Consider the following 20,288-nt stretch of genomic DNA (forward strand, 5'->3'; position numbering starts at 1 on the left):
GAACTGAAAAACTCTCTCATCATTACGAATCAGATGATTAAAATAAAAGCTATCTGATATCTTTAATCTTCTAAAATGAAAATTTCTTCAACATGTAGTCGTAGCAACCTTGCAATTTTCATTGCTAGTTCAAGTGTAGGATTGTACTTGTCATTCTCTATAGCAATTATGGTTTGTCGACTAACGCCTAATATTCTTGCCATATCTTCCTGACGTAGTCCCTCAGACTTTCTTAACTGTTTGATGTTATTTTTCATACAGCATTAGTCTTTCTGAAAAAAATAAACGCCAACAGCCAATACTACGATAACAGTGACAACTGCTAGAATGACTCCTTGAACAAGTTTATTTGGTTCTTTATACTCTTCATCACCAGCAATCATATTGCGTTTTATTGCGGTTTGAGCAAATCCTTGCACACTTACAGATAAGATCAAAATTAAGCAAGGAAGCATTTCAAGTTTGCCACCAACAACAAGTGCTTGATAGATATTAAATCCTGTCCATGCACATAAACCCAAAAGCGCTGTTTTATAGCCCCACTCCTCAGAACGCAACTGAATATCTCTGTCCATTTCATCCATCTTTTTCATGGCTTTGTTCCTCCAAATTTTTGTAATAATGTCAAGAGCTCTTTACATTTCTTATTATACTCTAAATCGATAAAATGTCAAGATATTTTAACATTTTTACTTTTTTTATTTTCTTCATCTATTCTAAGAATATTCCTAACTCCAATTTACAGTCTAATCAATCTGACAAAGGGCAAGTTCTTTTAATCCTATTTTATCTTGACTTCATAAGCTTCGGCTATAGATATACTTTCAGTTATGTTAGACTCGAAGTTTATCCTCTCTTTTCTGCTTTTTTATCTCTATTTATACCTTAAATGGGCTTAATCGTTATAAACTGCCTGTTTATCATGTGGTATTTTTCTACAAATTAGCAACCGAAAAAAATAAAAAGCCATTCCTCAAGGGAACAGCCTTTTCACTTATAATTAAAGGTTTCCCCAGCCAACTTATCTGCTAACTTGGGAAAGAGGGTATAAAACTTATGGGCTAGATTCAGTAAGAGCGGAAGATTGATTTCACGTTTGTTTTTGCCTATGGTCTTAACAATCTTTTGCGCGACAGCATCTGGTTCCAATAGAAAACGGTCGACCGATTTGAGGTAGGTCCCATCTGGGTCTGCCTGGTCAAAAAATCCTGTACGGATAGGTCCTGGATTAACAGTTGTCACATAGACACCATAGGGCATGAGCTCAAGGCGAAGAGCATTTGAAAAACCGATAGCCGCAAACTTAGTCGCAGAGTATAGACTAGACTTGCCAGTTGCTATCAAACCTGCCATGCTGACGATATTGATGATATGGCCTTTTCGAATCTCCTTCATACGAGAAGCAACCAAACGAGAAAGGTTCATGAGGGCAAAAGTATTGACTTCAAACATCTGGTGAATGTCTTGATCAGAAATTTTGTCAAAATCTTCAAAAATTCCGTATCCAGCGTTGTTAATCAAGACATCAATCTTGCTATAACGCTGATAAAGTTCAGTTACTAGTTCTTCTAAAGCTTGAGCATCAGTAATGTCAATCTCGACCAATTCTGCCTGAGGATGATTTCCGTATAGTTGAGCTAGTTTTTCCTTATCTCTACCTAGCAAAATGAGTTGGTCTTGAGGCAAGAGTTTGACCATTTCTTGGGCTAGACCACCACTAGCACCTGTAATGAGAATAGTAGACATACTTTTCCTTTCTCAAGATTCTAGATTTCCACTTCTTCCAAGTCTTTGACCACATGGACATTTTCAAAGATACTAGAGGCATCCTTTTTAAGCTGGCTGATATCTTTTGAAAGAAAACGAGCACTGATATGGTTGAGTAAGAGGCGTTTAGCTCCCGCTTCTGTTGCCACCTGCGCAGCCTGCATATTGGTTGAGTGGCCATGATTGCGGGCAATTTTCTCATCACCTTTACCATAAGTGGATTCATGTACAAGGACATCTGAATTGACAGCCAAACGCACACTGGCATTGGTTTTTCGAGTATCACCCAGGATAGTGATAATCTTACCTGGACGTGGCGCTGAGATATAGTCTGAAGCCTTGATCTCGGTGCCGTCTTCTAGGACTACATCCTGCCCGTTTTTGATTTTACCAAAAAGCGGTCCAAATGGTACGCCGGCAGCTTTGAGTTTTTCAGCATCCAAGGTCCCTTCTAGGTCCTTTTGCATAACACGATAACCAACGCAGAAAATAGTGTGATCCAACTCTTCCGCATATACTGTAAATTTATCTGTTTCAAGAATTTTCCCAAGAGAAGCTTGGTCAAATTCATGGAAATGAATCTTATAGGGCAGGCGTGAACCTGACACTCGTAGACTGGTCAAGACAAAAGATTTGATGCCTTGGGGACCATAGATTTCCAAATCTGTTTGCTCTTCATTGGCTTGAAAGGCACGACTAGAGAGAAAACCAGGCAATCCAAAGATATGGTCTCCATGTAAGTGGGTGATAAAGATTTTGCTGATCTTTCGTGGTCGAATCGTAGTTTCCAGAATGCGATTTTGCGTTCCTTCTCCACAGTCAAAGAGCCAGACTTCGTTAATCTCGTCCAAGAGTTTCAGGGCAAGACTTGAAACGTTGCGGGCTTTAGAGGGCTGACCAGCCCCCGTTCCTAAAAATTGAATATCCATTCGATACTTTCTAATTAATCAATATATAACATAGCAGTGCGATTTTCTGAGCGATAATAAAACTTGCCAGAAAAAGCTCTAGCTTCTTGCAGTAAATCCTCTTGGCTATATCCCTTAAGTAGCTTTCTTCCATCTGCTAAATTTTCCAAATCTGTCAAAGCTGTGAGATTTTCCAGGCTAACTACTTCCTCTTCACCAATCGCCTTCATGTAAATCTTACCAGACTCTACAAAAACTAACTGATGGGGAAAAATTTGCGCTATCTCAAAGAGTAATTCATCCGTAATTGCTTCCTCGTTCTCTGAGAAAATCCTCCCCAGTCCTTCACTCTCGTAGCAAAATCCAAAGGATTTACCAGATAGGTTAAGGCGAATAAAAGGCTTATTCTCTATGGTAAAACTTGGCTCAGCATTGTAGAGGTTCAGTTCTTGGCTGACTTCTGCAAAATAATCGGTCGCAGCCTCTGGGCTCTTTTTCTGGTAGAGCTCGGCAAAGTAGGCATTCACTACGCTAGGTGGAGGTGTAATGAGAGCTAGTTGCTCCTCTTCAGACCTACCAGCTAAAAGTTGGTCCAGATAGACCTTGTCTAGACTTGTATAGCCACCATACTTGAGAGCTAATGTTTTGATATCAGTCATAAAATTCCGCTAATCTCCATTTGTTTCTATCTGCAATGTAGCCAGTGATGACCTCACAGTCATCTTGGTAGTCACGCTCTTCTAGAATCGCAACACTTTCCAAATCATGAATCTTATAAGACTTAGAAAAAGGCACGCGCAGGGTAAATGCTTCAAAAATTTCCTTGATCTTATCTAGCAATAAAGCTTGCAACTGTTCTCGACTATCCTTGGACTTTGCCGAAATCAAGGCATAAGGCGTTTGAGTAGGCGTAAAGTCTTCCACCAAATCTGCTTTATTATAAAGGGTCAAGCGAGGAATATCCTCCATGTCCAAGTCTTTCATGATAGAGAGGACTGTTTTTTCATGTTCCTCATGATAAGGATTGCTGGCATCGATGACATGGACCAGGAGATCTACATGCTTGCTTTCTTCTAGGGTTGATTTAAAACTCGACACCAACTCTGTCGGTAGGTCTTGGATAAATCCAACGGTATCTGTCAAGGTTACCTGTAGATTGCCCCCCAGATGGATGCTCTTAGTCGTCGCATCCAAAGTCGCAAATAATTCATCTGCTTCATACTGGGTCTTGCTGGTCAAGGTGTTCATAATAGTTGACTTCCCAGCATTGGTGTAACCAATCAAACCAATCTTAAAGGTACTTGACTCCAAGCGTTTTTCTCGAACTGTCGCTCGATTTTTCTCAACTACCTTGAGTTGACGTTCGATATCTGTAATCTGATTTCGAACGCTACGACGGTTAAGCTCCAGCTGACTCTCACCTGGACCACGGGAACCAATTCCCCCTGCCTGACGGCTGAGCATAATCCCCTGACCAACCAAACGAGGCAAGAGATACTTGAGTTGTGCAAGATGAACTTGTAGCTTACCTTCATGGCTTCGAGCTCTCATAGCAAAGATATCCAAAATCAACTGCATACGGTCAATGACCTTGACACCTAAGACTTCCTCTAAATTGACATTTTGCCGTGGAGTCAAGCGATTATTGACGATGACAGTTGTGATTTCTTCTGCGTCCACCATTTGAGCAATTTCTTCCAACTTACCAGATCCGACGAAGGTCTTGGAATCGTATTTTTCACGTTTTTGTCTGTAACTATCGACTACAACTGCCCCTGCTGTTTTAGCTAGACTAGCCAGTTCTTCCATGGAGAGATCAAAATTATCCATGCCCTGGAGTTCAACACCAATCAGCAGGACTCGCTCCTCTTTTTTCTCCGTTTCAATCATTTAAAAACTCCTCAATCTGGCTTAAAATACGCTCTTTTACACCAGATTCTCCTATCTGATAAAAGGTCACCTGCATGCGATTGCGGAACCAGGTTAGCTGGCGCTTGGCAAATCGACGAGTCGCCTGCTTGAGACTATCGCTAGCCTCCTCCAAACTTTGCTCCCCTCTAAAATAAGGAAAAAGTTCCTTGTATCCAATACCTTTGGCTGCCTGCACATCTGGATAATGGTCAAACAACCACTTGGCCTCATCCAATAGTCCAGCTTCAAACATGAAATCCACACGATGGTTAATCCGTTCATACAATTGACTGCGCTCATCGTCCAAACAAATAACCAGTGGCTCATATAAAGTCTCTTGATTTTCCAAATCTTGAGCAAAATGGGCAATTTCCAAGGCACGCATAGCACGGCGACGATTAAATTGGGGAATTTCAAGGCCTGCTTGATCCACCAGATGTGCTAACTCCTCATCTGAAAAAGGTTCTAGACTAGCACGATAAGCTAAAATATCCTCATGGGGTGTCTCCCCACCAAGATGATAGCCTTCTAGCAGACTCTGGATATAAAGTCCAGTCCCACCAGCAATAATTGCAAGCTTACCTCGGCTTTGAATATCCTCAATAGCTGTCTTGGCCTCTGAAACAAAATCAAAAGCCGAGTAAGACTCGGTTACATCTCTCACATCAATCAAGTGATGAGGGACAGTTGCCTGCTCCTCTGGACTAGCCTTGGCCGTTCCAATATCTAGCCCTCGGTAGACTTGTTGGCTATCTCCACTGACTACTTCGCCATTAAATCGCTGAGCAACTTCAATGGCTAGTGCAGTCTTTCCAACAGCTGTTGGACCAACAATCACAATTATTTTTGTTTTCATCGTTTTTCCTTGAAAAATTCCCATTTTTTCGTTACTATTATTATATCACAAAATGGACAGGCAGAAAAATGCTATCTCTTAAGCTATTTCCGTCTGATTTATAAATAAAAGGAGGAAGACTCATGGCTAAAGGATTTGCTAAAGGTCTCGTAACAGGTGTTGCAGGAACTGTGGCTGCTGTTGCAGGTGCAGTATACGCATTCAAAAAGAAAGTGATTGAACCAGAAGAACAAAAAGCAGCTTTCATCGAAGAAAACCGTAAAAAAGCAGCTCGCCGTCGCGTATCACGCTAATAAACAAAAAGAAGTTGGAAATTCCAACTTCTTTTGTTGTTCTTAAATAGCCAAATCAAATTTCAATTGCGGTTTCACTGGATCATAGTCAACCAACTCAAAATCTTCTGCTTTAATATCAAAGAAGTTGGTCTTGTCTGGTACATTCAAGACCAAACGTGGTTGGCAATTTGAAGGTTCACGACGGAGCAATTCCTGAGCTTGTTCAAATTGATTGTCATAGATATGAAGGTTATTGATAAAATAGAAGAATTTTCCAACTTTCCAACCAAAGTGTTTGGCAATCATCATTTGAAGAGCTACATACTGCATGGCATTGATGTGATGAGCAACCAGCATATCGTTAGAACGCTGGGTCAAGGTTGCATCCAGGTAAATTTCCCCATCTACTCGACGGACATCAAACATGGTCTGGAAGGCACACGGAAGAAGGCCATCTGTTTCTTCGAAGGCTTGGTAGTCCCAGAGAGAGATGATATTACGACGGTTCCAAGGATTAGCTTCCAACTGTTTGAGAATCTTGTTAATGATGTCATGCTTCTTAACAACAGCCCCGTAACGCTCACCGATTGTCCCTGTATCTCCTACTTCCCAGTCATTCCAGTAGTGAACATTGTACTTATCATTGAGAACTTCCAGGCTATTTGATTGATCTTGGTAAATCCAGAGCACTTCTTTAATGGCTGATTTGATAGCAATTGGACGCAAGGTTGTAATTGGAAATTCACCCTTAGACAAATCATACTCTGCAAAAGCACCTGTAATGTACTTGGAGTTGGCAACTGTTCCATCCTTATACTTGGGACGAGCTTGTTCTGAAAAGACTCCTTCATTGAGAATTCGCTCAATATTTTCTTTAAAAATCTTATCTGCTTTTGTCATTTACTCTCTCCTCAACGTTTATTCTTAACTAGTATAGCATAAAAAAAGAAAGGAGGAAAATCACTCGCTTCAAGATAGTGATTTTCTCCTTCTTTTGTTTCTTATTGCAAGACAAGAGATGCTGCTCCGATAACTCCAGCGTCATTTCCTAGAGTCGCAAGAGCTAATTTCGTTGTTGTACGAACTTGTGGGAAGGTATTTTCATCATAAACCTTTTGCACACCTTGGAGAAGGAATTCCCCAGCAGCTGAAACTCCACCACCGATAACGATTGTTGATGGATTTAGGATAGAACCGATGTTGGCACATGCAATACCCAAGTAACGTGAGAAGTTACGGTAAACGATCAAAGCGAGGTCGTCCCCTTCTTTTGCCAAATCAAAGACGGTTTTAGCAGTTACTTCTTCTCCGTCATCAATCAAGCGTTTTAAGGCTGCATCACCTTCATACTCATCTGCATAACGACGAGTCAAGTTGACAATACCTGTTGCTGAAGCTACTGTCTCAAGACAGCCTTTTTTACCACAAGTACATGGGATTGGTTGGTCAAAGTCAACAGTGATGTGTCCAAGTTCACCTGCAGCACCTGCAACACCGTGGAGCAATTTGCCTTCTGCCACGATACCGCCACCAACACCTGTACCCAGAGTCATAAAGACAACGTCTGGTTGGTTTTCACCGGCCCCCATCCAACGCTCACCAAGAGCAGCTACGTTAGCGTCATTGTCAATAAAGAATGGAATACCCAAGGCTTTTTCCATCTTTTCTTTGATTGGTTGAAGAGTTTTCCAGTTGAGGTTGTAGGCTCCGATAACAGTTCCATTTTCACGATCAACCACACCAGGTGAACCCATACCAATCCCTTGGAAATCCGTAGCTGACAATCCAAGCAAGTTCAAACGATGTTGAATTGATTCAATCATATCGTCTACGATATGGCTTCCTTCATCCAAAATGTTAGTTTTAATAGACCATTTTTCTTGGATTTCTCCTTCTTGAGTTAAAATTGCAAACTTGACAGAAGTTCCACCAAGGTCAATCCCAATAATCTTTTGACTCATCTTTTTCTCCTTTATATTTATTAATGGAAATGCTTACAGACATAGTATAACAAAATCGTTAGATTTGTGCAAAGCTTTGCATTACCTTTCCAGATTATTTCTACTCTATGGTTTCCACAAACCAGAAGCATCTACATAATAGCGTCCACCATCCACTCGCTCATTCTTAGCCATTTTACCATCCGATTTCAAATAGTAATTTCCTTGCCATGCATTGCGAGCATAAGATCCATCTGATTTCAAGTAATACCAGGCTTGGTAAGAAGAATCATAGATCCACTCACTCTGAGCCATTTTCCCATTTGACTTGAGGTAATATGAACCTTGCCAAGTATTATGCGCATAAGCTCCATCTGATTTGAGGTAATACCAGGCTTGGTAGTAAGAATCATAAATCCATTCACCCTGAGCCATCTTACCATCTGATTTGAGATAGTAACTTCCCTGCCAAGCATTACGTGCATAAGATCCATCTGATTTAAGGTAATACCAGGCTTGGTAATAGTTATCGTATACCCACTCATTCTCAGCCATTCTTCCATCTGACTTGAGATAGTAAGCACCCTGCCAAGTATTTGTTACTGTTTTCCCATTTTCAGAAAAATAGTACCAAGACCCATTTTGACGAACCCAGCCACTTTCAGCTGCTACACTTGGGGTAGGTGCTACATTGGCGTTAGTTTGAGATGTACTCGACTTTTTCTCTTTTAAAACACCCTTAGGCGCATTCTTTGATTCACAGGCAATCCCATCATGATCTTTATCTAAAGTAGCAGAATACCCTGGTTCTCCCTTATGAATATCTGCATAACCATTCTCCCAAGCTTCCTTACAGCTTGAAAAATGGATACTTTCATCTGCCACAACTGGATGTAAAAACAAAGCTAGAGCAGGTAAAGAAGCTAGACCAAGTTTTAATAAATGACGTTTGTTCATGATTTCCTCCTAAAATTATAATATTAATCTCGATATTATTTTATCAAACTTATTTCAGCAATTCAAGAAAACTTCTAGTTATTTCTGCAAACTCTTTTGGTTTGGCCCTATTCAAGATATGAGGGCCCTCAGGGATAATCTGGAACTGGGAATTTGGCATCAGTTCTTGAATAGCTTTCATTGAACTGAGATTAGGCTTATCCTGACTACCACAAATTAACAAGCTTGGATAGGGACAATTCCTTGCAATCTCTCTTAAATCAAGTGTCTTTAATTCCTCAGAAACTCCAACCATAAGAGCCTTATCTGCTCCCTGTTTCTCAAATATCCTTTTGGGAAGCAATTTAAATATCAGCAACTGAATATAAAAAGGAATGTTACCCGCTAGTTTCAGTGGACAGCCTGACAAAACCAAGGCCTGAAGATTTGATATATCAGAACTTGAAAGCTCCAATGCAAGTGCAGCCCCTAAGGACAAACCGATTAAGACAAAAGGTTCTGTCTCCTCTGACAAGTGCTGATAAATGCGCTCCTTAGCTTCTTGGTAGGTAGCAACTCCGGAAGGGAATAACTCTAGGGCTTCAGAGGGATAATCTGCGAGAAAATCCTGAACTTCTTTCCAACTATATGCTGACTGTCCTAAACCGTGTAAAAATATTAGTTTCATTTAGTCCTCCTTTACTGACAACTCATACAAGCCTCTCACTGCATTACAGCCATAGATGACTTCTGCTTGCTTCAAATCTTCTATGGTTAAGACCCTCTCTTCCAGCTGCCCGATTTCAAGTAAATGCTGGCGATAAATTCCTGGTAAAAGACCTAGCTGACTAGGAGGTGTATAGAGCTTGCCATCCATTTTTAAGACCAGATTCCCAATAGAGGTTTCAAGTAATTTTCCATCAGCAGTGTGATAGATGATTTCCTGCTCTCCCACTGTCAAATGTGGTCGGTGTGTCGTCTTAAAGTAGGTAAAGACCTGCTCCAAATCAGCTTCTTGCTGACAAAGCTTGGCCTGACAAAAACTAGAGCTAAGCGTTGTCAATACTTGTCGTTCAATTTCAATCTCTCCAGATTTGCTGAGACTGATTCGTATCCGATAATCTTGATGGACGCCACAAGACTGGTACTCCTTCTCTATTTTTTGTTTCAAAACTTCTTGGTCAAATGGAAAGGCAAAATAACGACTAGCCTTTTTCAATCTTTCTAGATGTTGCTTTTCAAAGAGCAATTTTTTCTGGCTGATTTTCCCTGTCGTAATCAATTTAAAACGAGGTTGTTTTCGGTAAAGAACAGCTGCCTTTTGATGGACTTCACGGTATTCTGACTCCCAAGTACTATCCCAAGTGATGCCACCTCCGACACCATAGATAGCTTGCCCTCCATGCAGTTGAATAGTTCGAATAGCTACATTGAAAATCCGTCGTCCATTGGGAAGTAGGAGGCCAACAGTTCCACAGTAAACTCCTCTAGCTTGTGGTTCCAAGTTTTTGATAATTTCCATGGTCGCTATCTTGGGAGCTCCTGTGATGGAGCCACATGGAAAGAGCGAACGGAAGATTTCTACTAGATCAACATCCGGTCGTAACTGACTCTTGATAGTCGAAGTCATCTGCCACACTGTAGAATACTGCTCTACTTGGCATAAATGCTCCACATGCTCACTACCAACCTCAGAAATACGATTCATATCATTTCGCAAGAGGTCTACTATCATCATGTTTTCTGAACGATTTTTGGGATCCTGTTCCAGCCAAGTGGCCTCTTTCAAGTCTTTATCGTCAGTCAGACCACGTTTAGTCGTCCCCTTCATAGGACGAGTCGTCAACTCACGACCATTTTGCTCAAAAAAGAGTTCTGGACTCATGGAAATCACTGCCATATCATCATGCTCTACGTAAGCATTATATCCCGCTTCCTGCTCCACCACCATACGATTATAGATAGCAAAAGGATTTGTAGACAACTCCTGCTTGAGTTGGACAGTATAATTGACCTGATAGGTATCTCCTTGTCTTAAATGATGGTGAATTTGCGTAATCGCCATTTCATAGGCCTCTGGAGATGTTACTTCCTGCCAGTCTGATGGCAAATCCACCTCCTCATAAGTCAGAGGGATACTGGATTTTTCTACACTATCATGAATAGTGAAATAGAGGAGATACTCTCCTAACAAGGGACCCTCGTGAACCACTAACTTCTCATCAAAAGCAGGTGCAGCCTCATAGCTGACATAACCCACCACATAATAGCCCTGTTCTTGGTAGCTTTCCACTTGTGCCAGTAAGTCTGTCACTTCTGCTAAATCTCTGGTTTTTAACTCTTTGATAGGCTTGGTAAAGGTGTATCTCTCGCCCAAAGCCCTAAAATCAATCACTGTTTTTCTATGCATATCCTAAGTATACCATAAAAGCCAGACCCCAAACAGGAGATCTGGCTTTTTAACTAATATGGTTGAGAAAACTTACTCAACATAATCCAACAAATAACCATAACCTTTTTCTTCCATTTGATCCTTCGGAATAAAGCGGATGGATAGACTATTGATACAATAGCGTAGACCTCCCTTGTCCTGAGGTCCGTCTGTAAAGACATGTCCTAAGTGGGAATCACCAGTTCGGCTTCTGACTTCTGTTCTGACCATATTATAAGACTTGTCTTCCTTGTAGGTCGCAACATCTGGACTGATAGGCTGGGTAAAACTTGGCCAACCACAGCCCGATTCAAATTTATCTTTCGAAGAAAAGAGAGGTTCACCTGTTGCTACATCCACATAAATACCTGCTTCAAATTTATCCCAGTAACGATTTGAAAAGGCCCGTTCTGTTTGACTATTTTGAGTCACTGCATATTCCTCAGGAGAGAGGAGTTTTTTCAATTCATCGTCACTCGGTTTTGGATATTTACTCGCATCAATAACAGGATAGGCTGCTTGATTGACATTGATATGGCAATATCCATTTGGATTTTTCTGGAGATAATCTTGGTGGTAGTCTTCAGCCACGATAAAATTACTTAAGGCTTCCTTTTCAACCGCTAGAGGTTGCTCGTATTTCTTAGAAACTTGATCAAAGACTTGATTGATGACTTCTAGGTCCTGCTCGTCCTTATAGTAGACTCCTGTTCTGTACTGAGTTCCCACATCATTTCCCTGCTTATTCTTACTGATTGGATTGATAATGCGGAAATAATGGAGCAAGATTTCTTTTAGAGAAATTTGATTGGCATCGTAGGTCACATGAACAGTCTCAGCATGGCCTGTTTGGCCAATCAATTCATACTGGGTTGTTTCTCCTCTGCCATTCGCATAGCCAGAAACAGCATCTGTCACACCTGCTACTCTTGAAAAATACTCTTCAACTCCCCAGAAACAGCCTCCCGCTAGATAGATTTCATGTAAGTCAGCATCTTTACTTGGCTCAGTTTTTTTCGTGACTTTTTGCCCTTGACTAACTGCTGCCTTCTCAATTTGAGAGGTATCGGTGTAGCTAGCGCTTCTTCTTTCCAAAAGAAACAAAATTCCGATGATGATGCAAATGATCACTCCAATTAAGAGTATTGTTTTTAATTTATCATTCATAATAATCCTCTAATTCATAGTCTTTAAATTCTCTAAAATAGTTTCCTTGTCCATAAAGCCTGGCTGGGTCTTAACTAGTTTACCTTCTTTATCAATAAAGGCCTGAGTCGGATAAGAACGAACTCCGTAACTCGCTAAAAGTTGTCCCGAAGGGTCTAGAAGGACAGGGAGATTTTTATAGTCCAATCCTTGATACCATTTTTGGAAGGCTTCTTCTGCTTGTTCCCCTTTTTGACCAGGAGAAATCACTGTCAAGATGATATAGTCATCACTTTCTTCTTTAGCCAGCTCATCTGTATCAGGGAGGCTGGCTAGACAAATAGAGCACCAAGATGCCCAAAATTTGAGATAGACTTTTTTGCCTTTGTAATCTGATAGACGATAAGTTTTACCATCAACTCCAGTGAGCTCAAAGTCTGGAACTTCTTCCCCTTGTTTTGCCATTTGAGAGCTAACTTGCCCTTGTTTGTCTCCACTCTGATTATCAGCCTGGTTTGCTGACTGATTTTTACAAGCCGATAGACAAAGCAAACTAGCACAGACCAATACAGATGTTTGCCATTTTTTCATCTTCATCACCTTTCTCGTTCATCATATGAATATAGATATTGTATTATATCTCTATTATATAACTAGCGGACTAAAAATACTTGAAATCTGCTTGGAAAATAAGGCATCTTTTCTTGCACAAAAAACTCCCACCTGCTAAGCAGGTGAGAGTCAATTGATTATTTAAAGATAGAAGTTTTAAAGCTATCTGTTTGTTGAAGAAGTTTCTTAAAGAGTTTTTCTTTAAGTGATACGGTGTTGTCAAATTTGACAGAACCATTACTTAGAGTGGTCTTATCTTTATCAACTGCTTCAGCAAATGCACGCTTCAAGTCTTCATAGCTATTGTATGTTTTACCATCGATTTCAATAGATTGAATTCCATTTTTAGCGTTATTCACTACTTCTTCGAAGTAAGCTTTCTTCCAATCTTCGAGATTGTTGAATTTTCCTTCAGAAATCTTGTTAATGATGAAGTCATCACCTAGAGTATCTTTACCAGCTTTTTTAGATTCAGCTTTTAGCATGTTAGAAGCATAGTTTAGGAAGCCTTTTTCGTAGCCATAGTAACCCCAGATTCTAAAAGTATTATGTTTGAATGACATAGCTCCAGGAGCACCTTCACTGGTATTACCACCATAGATACCGGTCATCATTGGAACATTCACATAAGCAGAATCAAAGTCAGATGGATTATAAACTCTATTACCTGGACCACGATTGGTCATAAAGTTGTTGGTAATGAGATCATTTACTGTATGCAAAGGAATAGTCTTTTCATCATCACTTAAAGGTCGAACCTTATCGAATTGATTCTTGGTGTTGTTTCCTCGGTACTGTTTGTCTACTTTCTTGAACCAAGCATTGTTTAAATCTTGATTTGCTTTATTGAGGACAGCTTCTCCTTCAAGATAATCTAGAAGCATGAGAGTGTCATTATAGCCCTTCATGTAACGATCAATTTCATCACGTGATTTAAGGTCATTTGGATTAGTGTTATACCATTGATTTCCATCGTTTGGACGTTCATAAGCCATGTTGAGACCTAGGGCTTTGTACTCACCATTTGGATTTGATACTGACGGAGTTTGTAACATTCCTTGAGCAAATGCTTCAAGATCTGTTCCTTCACGGTGTCTTGAGCCACCTAGGTATACCATTCGGTCATTGACGTGAGTTGTTTCATGAGTAAAGGCAGATACCCCAAAATCACTAATCATGTCCGTCACCATAAAGAAGACAGAATCATCCTTATATGGATTCGCATAAACGCGAGCAACAGCTCCCATACGCCAATCAGTCGCATGGTAACGGTCTGTAGGTCCATACAATTCACGGATAGGTGCCACATCTTTACCACTGTTTGTATGGCCATAACGGTCAGTACTAATGCCTTTATAATTCTGGTTGTCCAGTACAGGTGTTGGAACCATATTATTGCTCTTCAAGAGCTGATTACGTACTTTATCTAGAGATAGACGTGACCAGAAATCTAGGTAATTCTGTTGTCCTTTAGCAACCTTATCAATTTCAGCTTTGAAGGCATTACGCTCTGCTTCAGTGTTCTTACCATACTTTTCAAATGAACTGTAGGCCATGGTATTATATGTTGAAATCAAGAACATATGGGCATCTTTTAAGTTCAAGAGTGGTAAAATCATCTTGCCATGCATATCGTTATTTAAGCCTTCGTAAGCTCTATGTTTCTTATCAGCAAAATCAGGATTTGTTGTTTTTGGTTCCACGATATAGACATTATCTTTAGTTGCTTTTATAAACCAATCATTCAAGTCTGTATCTTTTGTGAAGAGTTCCATGTTATATTTCAGGAAGTCATTTAGGTTGCCAGAAAGAGTATTTTTAGCAACTACTTCACGGAAGGCATCGTGTGTACGAGTTCCTTTGACATAATCTTCTTTTGAACCAATTTCAATCAAACGGTCTAATACACTTACATTCTTACCATAAAAGTCTGGCTTGAACAACATGAGTTGCTTGATATTGAAATCATCAAACTTCACTCCGTAATAACGGTTAAGGTAAGATAGTCCAAGGAGAACCGCTGCCTTGTTATCATCAATTTTCTTGATCAAAGCACGTTTAGCAGCTTCATCTGTGTTTAATTGATGATCCTCATTTTCAACTAACTGTTTCACAAATTTAGTAAGATTATCCTTAACTTCTTTGAAGGTTTCTTCAAGATAAAGGTTCTTAATAGCATTAACTTTATTTGGACCAGTTCTACCAAGGTGCGTGTAGATTGGATCAGATTGTAATTCCACAGGACTTAATTTTTCAACAATAGCATTGATGAGATCACGACGGTCCTTGTCAACCATATTCGGAGTATAAACAACTTCACCAAGTTCTGCAATACCATACTCTTTCACTTGTTTCACTTTTGAATCTTTAGGTGAAATGGTAAAGATATCTTTTGTCTTATCTGCATAGTGGATCATAATATGATCAGCATCAGCTAATTCCGTCACAAAGGTATTGCCTTTCATAGCAGTTACAGACAATACTTCTTTAGTCAAGAGAGGACTTCCTGCGGCTAATTTATTACCTTGGTCTACAATCCACTCCTTATTATAGAAAGGTTGAAGTTTTGCGATATTACGGTAAGCTAGCTCACGATTCGTATCATAACTATCAATTGCTTTGTACTGATCGTCTTTGTTTAGACTGTTATTAAGCTTGTCTTCAATAGGTTTGCTGCTGGTAAATTTATCAGCAGTGATTCCCATTGCTTCAATTTTCTTCTCGGCCTCAGCCAGTGAGATACTTGGAATTTTACGTGAATTGTTAAAGGATTTTTTACCTTCACTCACGCCATCAACACTATAATTACGTTTGGTTCTTGAATATGTGAAGTAGTCGTCAGCATCAATATCTGAGTGACCAAACACCATCTCACCTGTTTTGACTTTCATCATAGTGATGTTGTCTTCAATAGTACCTAAGGCCCAGTTAGTACCCAGCAATCCACCAGACTGAACGGCTTCTTTCAGTTCGATAGAACCTTTAGCAACTGAATTTCTTAGGACCCCTTCTGTACCGACCGTGTAGTTATTAGCACCATTTTGAGATGAATAGACTAGTCCTGCAGCTTTTGCTTTATTACCAGTGATCTCAGCATCAACGTATGCTTTCTCAACAACACCCTTCCAGTTTTCACCAAGAATACCAGCTAAATAGCCTCCTCTATTGCCAGCAGCGTGAAGTTTACCGATAAAGGCGACATTACTTACTTTTCCACTACCATCAATTTTATTGATAATACCAGCTACATCATTGTTACCAACAACACTTCCGGTTACTTTGACATTTTCAATAGTTGCATTGTTTTTGATAACACCTGCGATTGGAGCTACTCGATCAACTCCAGGCATATCAATATTGACATTTTCCAGTAAGAGATCCTTAACAGAACCACCTTCAATGTTTCCAAATAATGGTCTAGTGATATTATGAATAGCAAATTTATTACCATCAGTACTTCCTAATGAACCTTTAAAGGCATTGGTTACATAAGATTTGCCAGCCGGTGGTACATTATTAGCATTCATATTGCTACCAAGCTTAAAGGTACCAGTAGGATTTGCTTGCATAGCTTTTACAAGTTCATAAAAGTCGTAATACACATCACCTTCATGAGCTTTTGGTTTAGGCAAATAGTGTACATACTCTTCAGTGAAACGATTTTCTGCAGTACGTTGAATCAAATCTGGTGCTTTTGCAGTTACCTTGTATAGTTTATCTCCATCTACAGTAACTTCTTCGATTTTATCAACAGCTAGTTTCGTAACCTTGTTATCGTAAGTCGTAACTTTTAAGTAGTATGGCTTAACATTCGATGGTTTCTCGGACAAGAGACTACTATCGGTCTCATTACCTTGGTCATCCACACTGATTAAGCTTGTTTCCTTAATATTTTTGACTTCAACTTTTTTAAGGTCGATTCTCAATGGTTCTTCCTTAAGAACTTCTTCCTCGTCACCATTACCACGATCATACACCATGGTCGTTGCAAGTGTATAATCCTTGTAATAATCTAAATCAGCTAAAGCTGTCGCAAGATTAGACTCTGAAATAGCAAATGTCTTAATAACTTGATCGCCTTTTTTCAACACTGCTTGAATAGATTTGATAGTCACTCCATCTGGTTTTTTAAGGCTATAAGTTGCATTTGCACTTCGATTCAATTCTTCTGTATCAACTTTAGTTAATGTTAGAGTAGGTTTTTCTAATTCCTTAGTACCTTTTTTGATAATGTGGTCTTGTGCCTGTTCAAGAACTTCTTCTGAAACAGTAGGTGCATCTGCAGTTTTCACACCCTTGATAGTCTTGTAGACTTTAGTAATTTTCTTCTTACCATTCTTACCAACCTGAGCAACTGTTTCAGTTCCCTTGAGTAGACTAGAATCTTGTTCCGTTATCGTTTTAAAAGGAACTTCTTCAACAGAAACTTCTTCGGTTTGGCCTTCAATTGCTTTGGTTCCGCGACTGATTTTTTCAGCTACAGGAGCTTTAACAACTTCCGTACTAGTGGTGATAGCTTCGCCAACTTTCTCCCCATCTACAGTTTTATAGACACGATGTATGAGTTGACTACCAACTTCACCCTTTTGAACAACACTTTCTTCGTCTGTATAGCGATTAGAATCCGATAGGTATTCTGTAGAATATGGAATTGTAACAGTTTCTGTTTCAGTCACAGTTGACTCAGTCACATTGTATTCTGGCAAGCTCGGTTGAATGAGAGGTTCACCTTCGTGTCCTTCTTCTTGAGTGCCCTTAGCTGTTACTTCATCTGTATAGGCTGGGAGTTCCGGTTGGATTAGAGATTCGCCTACATGACCTTCTTCCTGAGTACCCTTGGCTGTTACTTCTCCTGTATAGGCTGGTAATTCCGGTTGGATTGGAGATTCGCCTACATGACCTTCTTCCTGAGTACCCTTGGCTGTTACTTCTCCTGTATAGGCTGGTAATTCCGGTTGGATTGGAGATTCGCCTACATGGCCTTCTTCTTGAGTTCCTTTATCAGTTACTTCTCCTGTATAGGCTGGTAATTCCGGTTGGATTGGAGATTCGCCTACATGACCTTCTTCTTGAGTACCCTTAGCTGTACTATTCTCTGGTTGGGCTGGAGACTCTGGTTTGACAGGGGATTCACCAATAGGAGCTTCTTCTTGGGTGCTCTCTGTTGTTTCTTCACTTGTATGAACAGGAGGTTCTGGCTGAACGAGAGATTCGCTTCCTTGAGTTTCTCCCTGTGTTGCTGTAGTTGTAGTCTCTTCGCTGTAGGTTGGAAGCTCTGGTTGAACAAGTGATTCGCCTTCACGAGCTTCTTGTGTCACTTTATCTGTAATCAAGTTATTGCCTTGATTATTTTCAGGCATTGAAACCTTCAAATCAGCTTCTTTGAAGTAACCAATGTAGTCATATCCATCAATTTGAATAACTCCGTTGGCTAAATCTTCTTGACTACAAGCAGAAATTGTTTGGTTATAAGATAAAAGAATTTGATTTTCAAAAGCTTGAATAGTCTGAGGAATGAAGTAGCTACCTCCAAGTGCACCAATAAAAAGAATACCTGCTATCTTATTAGGTCGCTTCTTAGAGAACACTAGTACAGCTAATGCAGCTGTCGCAAAGCCAAAACCAACGAGACCTAGCTCTTTACTTCCAGTTTTTGGTAATTCCTGAGAAATAGTGGCTTTCCTTCGGTAAACAAGATAAACAACATCATCTTGTTTTAAATCAGAAGGAAGTTCCTTATGAATAAGGGCCTTTTCAGCTTCTGTTAGCTCTTGCTCTGCTAAATAACGATAGTGTACCTGATTTGGCTCACAAACTTCATTAGCCACTACTGGATCAAGCAAGAGGTTGTTAGCACCGAAAAGTACGGCTCCGATAACAGCAGAACCGACTCCAACAGAGAACTTTCTAATAGAATATTTTATAACCTTTTCAATATGTTTCTTTTCCATTTTACAATTTCCTAATAGCATCTTGTGGGTATTGGGCACGCGCCCCTCCAATAAGCTTGGGACGACTAGCGAGGGCAGTTACATGTGCATGGCCGATTGATTTCAAGACTGGACGTATAGGCACTTGCACATGCTTTATATGCATCCCTATAGCCGTATCTCCAATATCGAGTCCTGCATCAGCTTTGATAAATTCGACCTCAACTGGGTCTTTCATATAGCGAAAGGCCGCCAATTGCCCTGATCCTCCAGCGTTCAGTGTCGGAAGAACACTAACAATCTCAAGATTGTATTTGATTGCAACCTCTCGTTCTACTACCAAGGCCCGATTAACATGTTCGCACCCTTGAACTGCTAGGTGGATTCCTTTAGCTGATAAGATTTCTAAGATTCTTTTAACAATTAATTCTCCAATTTCTTGACTAGAGGCTTTCCCGATGTGTCCTCCTATCACCTCACTGGAAGATAAGCCCAAAACAAAGAGAGCCCCCTCATGGAGAGAAGCCTTTGCCAACACATCTTCTAGGATTTCCTCTACCTCTTTTTGTAAATGTCCTTGGTCCATACTTTACCTCGCTTATTTCTTTCTATGATATCGTTTTTTCATTATTTTAGCAAGCTAAGTGACGTAATAGAAAGTATTCATCTATAGCACCTCAATTGAGTTTACAAAAATTATCGTATAGTCTAAACCTAATCAAATTCAAATCTAAAACGAAAAAACAGAGAATTCTATTTCTCTGTCTTTTTTCAAATACTTCAAACTTTTCGGAGTCCTTGGACGGCATCGTGATTGATGATGATTTGACCGTATTCTTGGAGAACTGAACGGCTAATATCACTATCATCTGCAAATTCACGCATGCGAGCCAATAACCAAGCTGGATAAATACTTGGATGATCTTCTACATCAACCAAGACTGTTAGATAGTATTGGTCGTTCATTTTGTAAAGTTCTGAAGTCTCCATTTGGTAATCAACTGTTTTCGCAAAAGAAACCAAACTAGTTAAGTCGTCAAAGCGTAGGATGTAGTAGACATAAGGTTCTCTTTTCCCTTCATCCACCTCAGCAATTTCATCAATCGCTGCTTCCTCTTCTTTTTCAACCTGCTCTAGAGATTGAATAGCTTCAATGTCTTCTTTAGTTTTCTCTGCCATGGTCTTTTCCAATGTTTTCAAGAACTCATCTGGAGACATTTTTGCTAGTTCATCCATGTCAGGAAGGTCTGCCAAATCCTCAAAATCCAAATTTTGGTCAATCTTAGACTTGGTTACAAAGACGTCGACCTTATCAGGCTTCGGTGTCACTCGGAAGCTAAGCATACCTGTATCCAAGAAACTATCTGGCATTTCTAACTCATCCAGAATGGCATAGAAAAACTCTTCTGTTTTTTCTTGTGGAACGAGAAAGTCTGCGATTTCCATTCCACGATCCATCAAATCTTCTAAAGACATGGTGATTTTTAGTGTGGTATCACTGATTTGTTTCATTTTCATAGTTCGTAACCTCATACTTTCAGTTCTATCTATTATACAAGATTTAAATGATTTTATC

General features: G+C 39.9%; 18 protein-coding genes. 1 reads left to right on the top strand and 17 read right to left on the bottom strand.

All coding sequences use genetic code 11. From position 1 onward, the window contains the following. Positions 1-62: 62 nt before the first annotated feature. From LG369_RS05920 to miaA, 7 genes are all read right to left on the bottom strand, one after another. Entirely contained in the window at positions 63-257 is a 195-nt protein-coding gene (locus LG369_RS05920; protein WP_006150191.1) for a helix-turn-helix transcriptional regulator, read from the bottom strand. A 6-nt stretch (positions 258-263) separates the two neighbouring features. Next, positions 264-593, bottom strand: a complete 330-nt coding sequence (locus tag LG369_RS05925; protein ID WP_004252308.1) for a hypothetical protein — start codon at positions 591-593, stop codon at positions 264-266. A 397-nt stretch (positions 594-990) separates the two neighbouring features. Next, the gene (locus LG369_RS05930; protein WP_225750579.1) at positions 991-1,746 is read right to left on the bottom strand and encodes an SDR family NAD(P)-dependent oxidoreductase; all 756 of its coding nucleotides are present in this window, start codon (positions 1,744-1,746) and stop codon (positions 991-993) included. Between the two features lie 20 nt (positions 1,747-1,766). Then, complete coding sequence (rnz, locus tag LG369_RS05935) at positions 1,767-2,696, bottom strand: ribonuclease Z (RefSeq protein WP_225750580.1); 930 nt, start codon at positions 2,694-2,696, stop codon at positions 1,767-1,769. A 14-nt stretch (positions 2,697-2,710) separates the two neighbouring features. Continuing rightward, on the bottom strand, positions 2,711-3,334 hold the full coding sequence (locus tag LG369_RS05940) for a cystathionine beta-lyase (protein ID WP_225750581.1): 624 nt from the start codon (positions 3,332-3,334) through the stop codon (positions 2,711-2,713). Then, positions 3,327-4,565 carry a GTPase HflX gene (gene hflX / locus LG369_RS05945; RefSeq protein ID WP_225750582.1) on the bottom strand — a complete coding sequence of 413 codons (1,239 nt, stop codon included), beginning with the start codon at positions 4,563-4,565 and terminating at the stop codon, positions 3,327-3,329. The genes LG369_RS05940 and hflX overlap by 8 nt, the downstream gene beginning before the upstream one ends. Next, positions 4,558-5,442, bottom strand: coding sequence for a tRNA (adenosine(37)-N6)-dimethylallyltransferase MiaA (gene miaA, locus LG369_RS05950; RefSeq protein ID WP_225750583.1), 885 nt, complete (start codon positions 5,440-5,442; stop codon positions 4,558-4,560). Before miaA ends, hflX begins: the two co-directional genes overlap by 8 nt. A gap of 122 nt (positions 5,443-5,564) precedes the next feature. Here miaA and LG369_RS05955 point away from each other — a divergent pair, with 122 nt between their 5' ends. Further along, the gene (locus tag LG369_RS05955; protein WP_001051780.1) at positions 5,565-5,735 is read left to right on the top strand and encodes a DUF3042 family protein; all 171 of its coding nucleotides are present in this window, start codon (positions 5,565-5,567) and stop codon (positions 5,733-5,735) included. A gap of 42 nt (positions 5,736-5,777) precedes the next feature. Here LG369_RS05955 and LG369_RS05960 read toward each other — a convergent pair whose 3' ends face one another. The 10 genes from LG369_RS05960 to mecA all read right to left on the bottom strand — a co-directional run bounded on the left by LG369_RS05960 (position 5,778) and on the right by mecA (position 20,230). After that, positions 5,778-6,617 carry a thymidylate synthase gene (locus LG369_RS05960; RefSeq protein ID WP_225750584.1) on the bottom strand — a complete coding sequence of 280 codons (840 nt, stop codon included), beginning with the start codon at positions 6,615-6,617 and terminating at the stop codon, positions 5,778-5,780. A gap of 101 nt (positions 6,618-6,718) precedes the next feature. Then, positions 6,719-7,678, bottom strand: a complete 960-nt coding sequence (locus tag LG369_RS05965) for an ROK family glucokinase (RefSeq protein WP_225750585.1) — start codon at positions 7,676-7,678, stop codon at positions 6,719-6,721. Between the two features lie 105 nt (positions 7,679-7,783). After that, positions 7,784-8,614, bottom strand: a complete 831-nt coding sequence (locus tag LG369_RS05970; protein ID WP_225750586.1) for an excalibur calcium-binding domain-containing protein — start codon at positions 8,612-8,614, stop codon at positions 7,784-7,786. A gap of 49 nt (positions 8,615-8,663) precedes the next feature. After that, positions 8,664-9,281 carry an alpha/beta fold hydrolase gene (locus LG369_RS05975; protein WP_225750587.1) on the bottom strand — a complete coding sequence of 206 codons (618 nt, stop codon included), beginning with the start codon at positions 9,279-9,281 and terminating at the stop codon, positions 8,664-8,666. Then, positions 9,282-11,003, bottom strand: a complete 1,722-nt coding sequence (gene pabB / locus LG369_RS05980) for an aminodeoxychorismate synthase component I (protein ID WP_225750588.1) — start codon at positions 11,001-11,003, stop codon at positions 9,282-9,284. A gap of 72 nt (positions 11,004-11,075) precedes the next feature. Further along, positions 11,076-12,191 carry a peptide-methionine (R)-S-oxide reductase MsrB gene (msrB, locus tag LG369_RS05985; RefSeq protein ID WP_070678022.1) on the bottom strand — a complete coding sequence of 372 codons (1,116 nt, stop codon included), beginning with the start codon at positions 12,189-12,191 and terminating at the stop codon, positions 11,076-11,078. Between the two features lie 9 nt (positions 12,192-12,200). After that, positions 12,201-12,761, bottom strand: coding sequence for a TlpA family protein disulfide reductase (locus tag LG369_RS05990; protein WP_070678041.1), 561 nt, complete (start codon positions 12,759-12,761; stop codon positions 12,201-12,203). Between the two features lie 158 nt (positions 12,762-12,919). Further along, positions 12,920-18,733 (bottom strand): ZmpA/ZmpB/ZmpC family metallo-endopeptidase, encoded by a 5,814-nt coding sequence (locus tag LG369_RS05995; RefSeq protein ID WP_225750589.1) that lies wholly within the window; start codon positions 18,731-18,733, stop codon positions 12,920-12,922. Between the two features lies 1 nt (position 18,734). Next, positions 18,735-19,298 (bottom strand): TIGR01440 family protein, encoded by a 564-nt coding sequence (locus LG369_RS06000; RefSeq protein WP_225750590.1) that lies wholly within the window; start codon positions 19,296-19,298, stop codon positions 18,735-18,737. A 194-nt stretch (positions 19,299-19,492) separates the two neighbouring features. After that, on the bottom strand, positions 19,493-20,230 hold the full coding sequence (mecA, locus tag LG369_RS06005) for an adaptor protein MecA (RefSeq protein WP_225750591.1): 738 nt from the start codon (positions 20,228-20,230) through the stop codon (positions 19,493-19,495). Between the last annotated feature and the right edge of the window lie 58 nt (positions 20,231-20,288).

Source organism: Streptococcus sp. Marseille-Q4154, assembly GCF_916700545.1.
GTDB classification, from domain to species: domain Bacteria; phylum Bacillota; class Bacilli; order Lactobacillales; family Streptococcaceae; genus Streptococcus; species Streptococcus infantis_I.

Bases quoted from the DNA above. Each gene is read 5' to 3' on its own strand.
- LG369_RS05960 (WP_225750584.1), bottom strand. From the start codon at position 6,617: ATGACAAAAGCAGATAAGATTTTTAAAGAAAATATTGAGCGAATTCTC.
- LG369_RS05965 (WP_225750585.1), bottom strand. From the start codon at position 7,678: ATGAGTCAAAAGATTATTGGGATTGACCTTGGTGGAACTTCTGTCAAG.
- LG369_RS05940 (WP_225750581.1), bottom strand. From the start codon at position 3,334: ATGACTGATATCAAAACATTAGCTCTCAAGTATGGTGGCTATACAAGT.
- LG369_RS05930 (WP_225750579.1), bottom strand. From the start codon at position 1,746: ATGTCTACTATTCTCATTACAGGTGCTAGTGGTGGTCTAGCCCAAGAA.
- rnz (WP_225750580.1), bottom strand. From the start codon at position 2,696: ATGGATATTCAATTTTTAGGAACGGGGGCTGGTCAGCCCTCTAAAGCC.
- LG369_RS05990 (WP_070678041.1), bottom strand. From the start codon at position 12,761: ATGAAAAAATGGCAAACATCTGTATTGGTCTGTGCTAGTTTGCTTTGT.
- pabB (WP_225750588.1), bottom strand. From the start codon at position 11,003: ATGCATAGAAAAACAGTGATTGATTTTAGGGCTTTGGGCGAGAGATAC.
- LG369_RS06000 (WP_225750590.1), bottom strand. From the start codon at position 19,298: ATGGACCAAGGACATTTACAAAAAGAGGTAGAGGAAATCCTAGAAGAT.
- miaA (WP_225750583.1), bottom strand. From the start codon at position 5,442: ATGAAAACAAAAATAATTGTGATTGTTGGTCCAACAGCTGTTGGAAAG.
- LG369_RS05955 (WP_001051780.1), top strand. From the start codon at position 5,565: ATGGCTAAAGGATTTGCTAAAGGTCTCGTAACAGGTGTTGCAGGAACT.
- LG369_RS05995 (WP_225750589.1), bottom strand. From the start codon at position 18,733: ATGGAAAAGAAACATATTGAAAAGGTTATAAAATATTCTATTAGAAAG.
- hflX (WP_225750582.1), bottom strand. From the start codon at position 4,565: ATGATTGAAACGGAGAAAAAAGAGGAGCGAGTCCTGCTGATTGGTGTT.
- mecA (WP_225750591.1), bottom strand. From the start codon at position 20,230: ATGAAAATGAAACAAATCAGTGATACCACACTAAAAATCACCATGTCT.
- LG369_RS05925 (WP_004252308.1), bottom strand. From the start codon at position 593: ATGAAAAAGATGGATGAAATGGACAGAGATATTCAGTTGCGTTCTGAG.
- LG369_RS05920 (WP_006150191.1), bottom strand. From the start codon at position 257: ATGAAAAATAACATCAAACAGTTAAGAAAGTCTGAGGGACTACGTCAG.
- LG369_RS05975 (WP_225750587.1), bottom strand. From the start codon at position 9,281: ATGAAACTAATATTTTTACACGGTTTAGGACAGTCAGCATATAGTTGG.
- msrB (WP_070678022.1), bottom strand. From the start codon at position 12,191: ATGAATGATAAATTAAAAACAATACTCTTAATTGGAGTGATCATTTGC.
- LG369_RS05970 (WP_225750586.1), bottom strand. From the start codon at position 8,614: ATGAACAAACGTCATTTATTAAAACTTGGTCTAGCTTCTTTACCTGCT.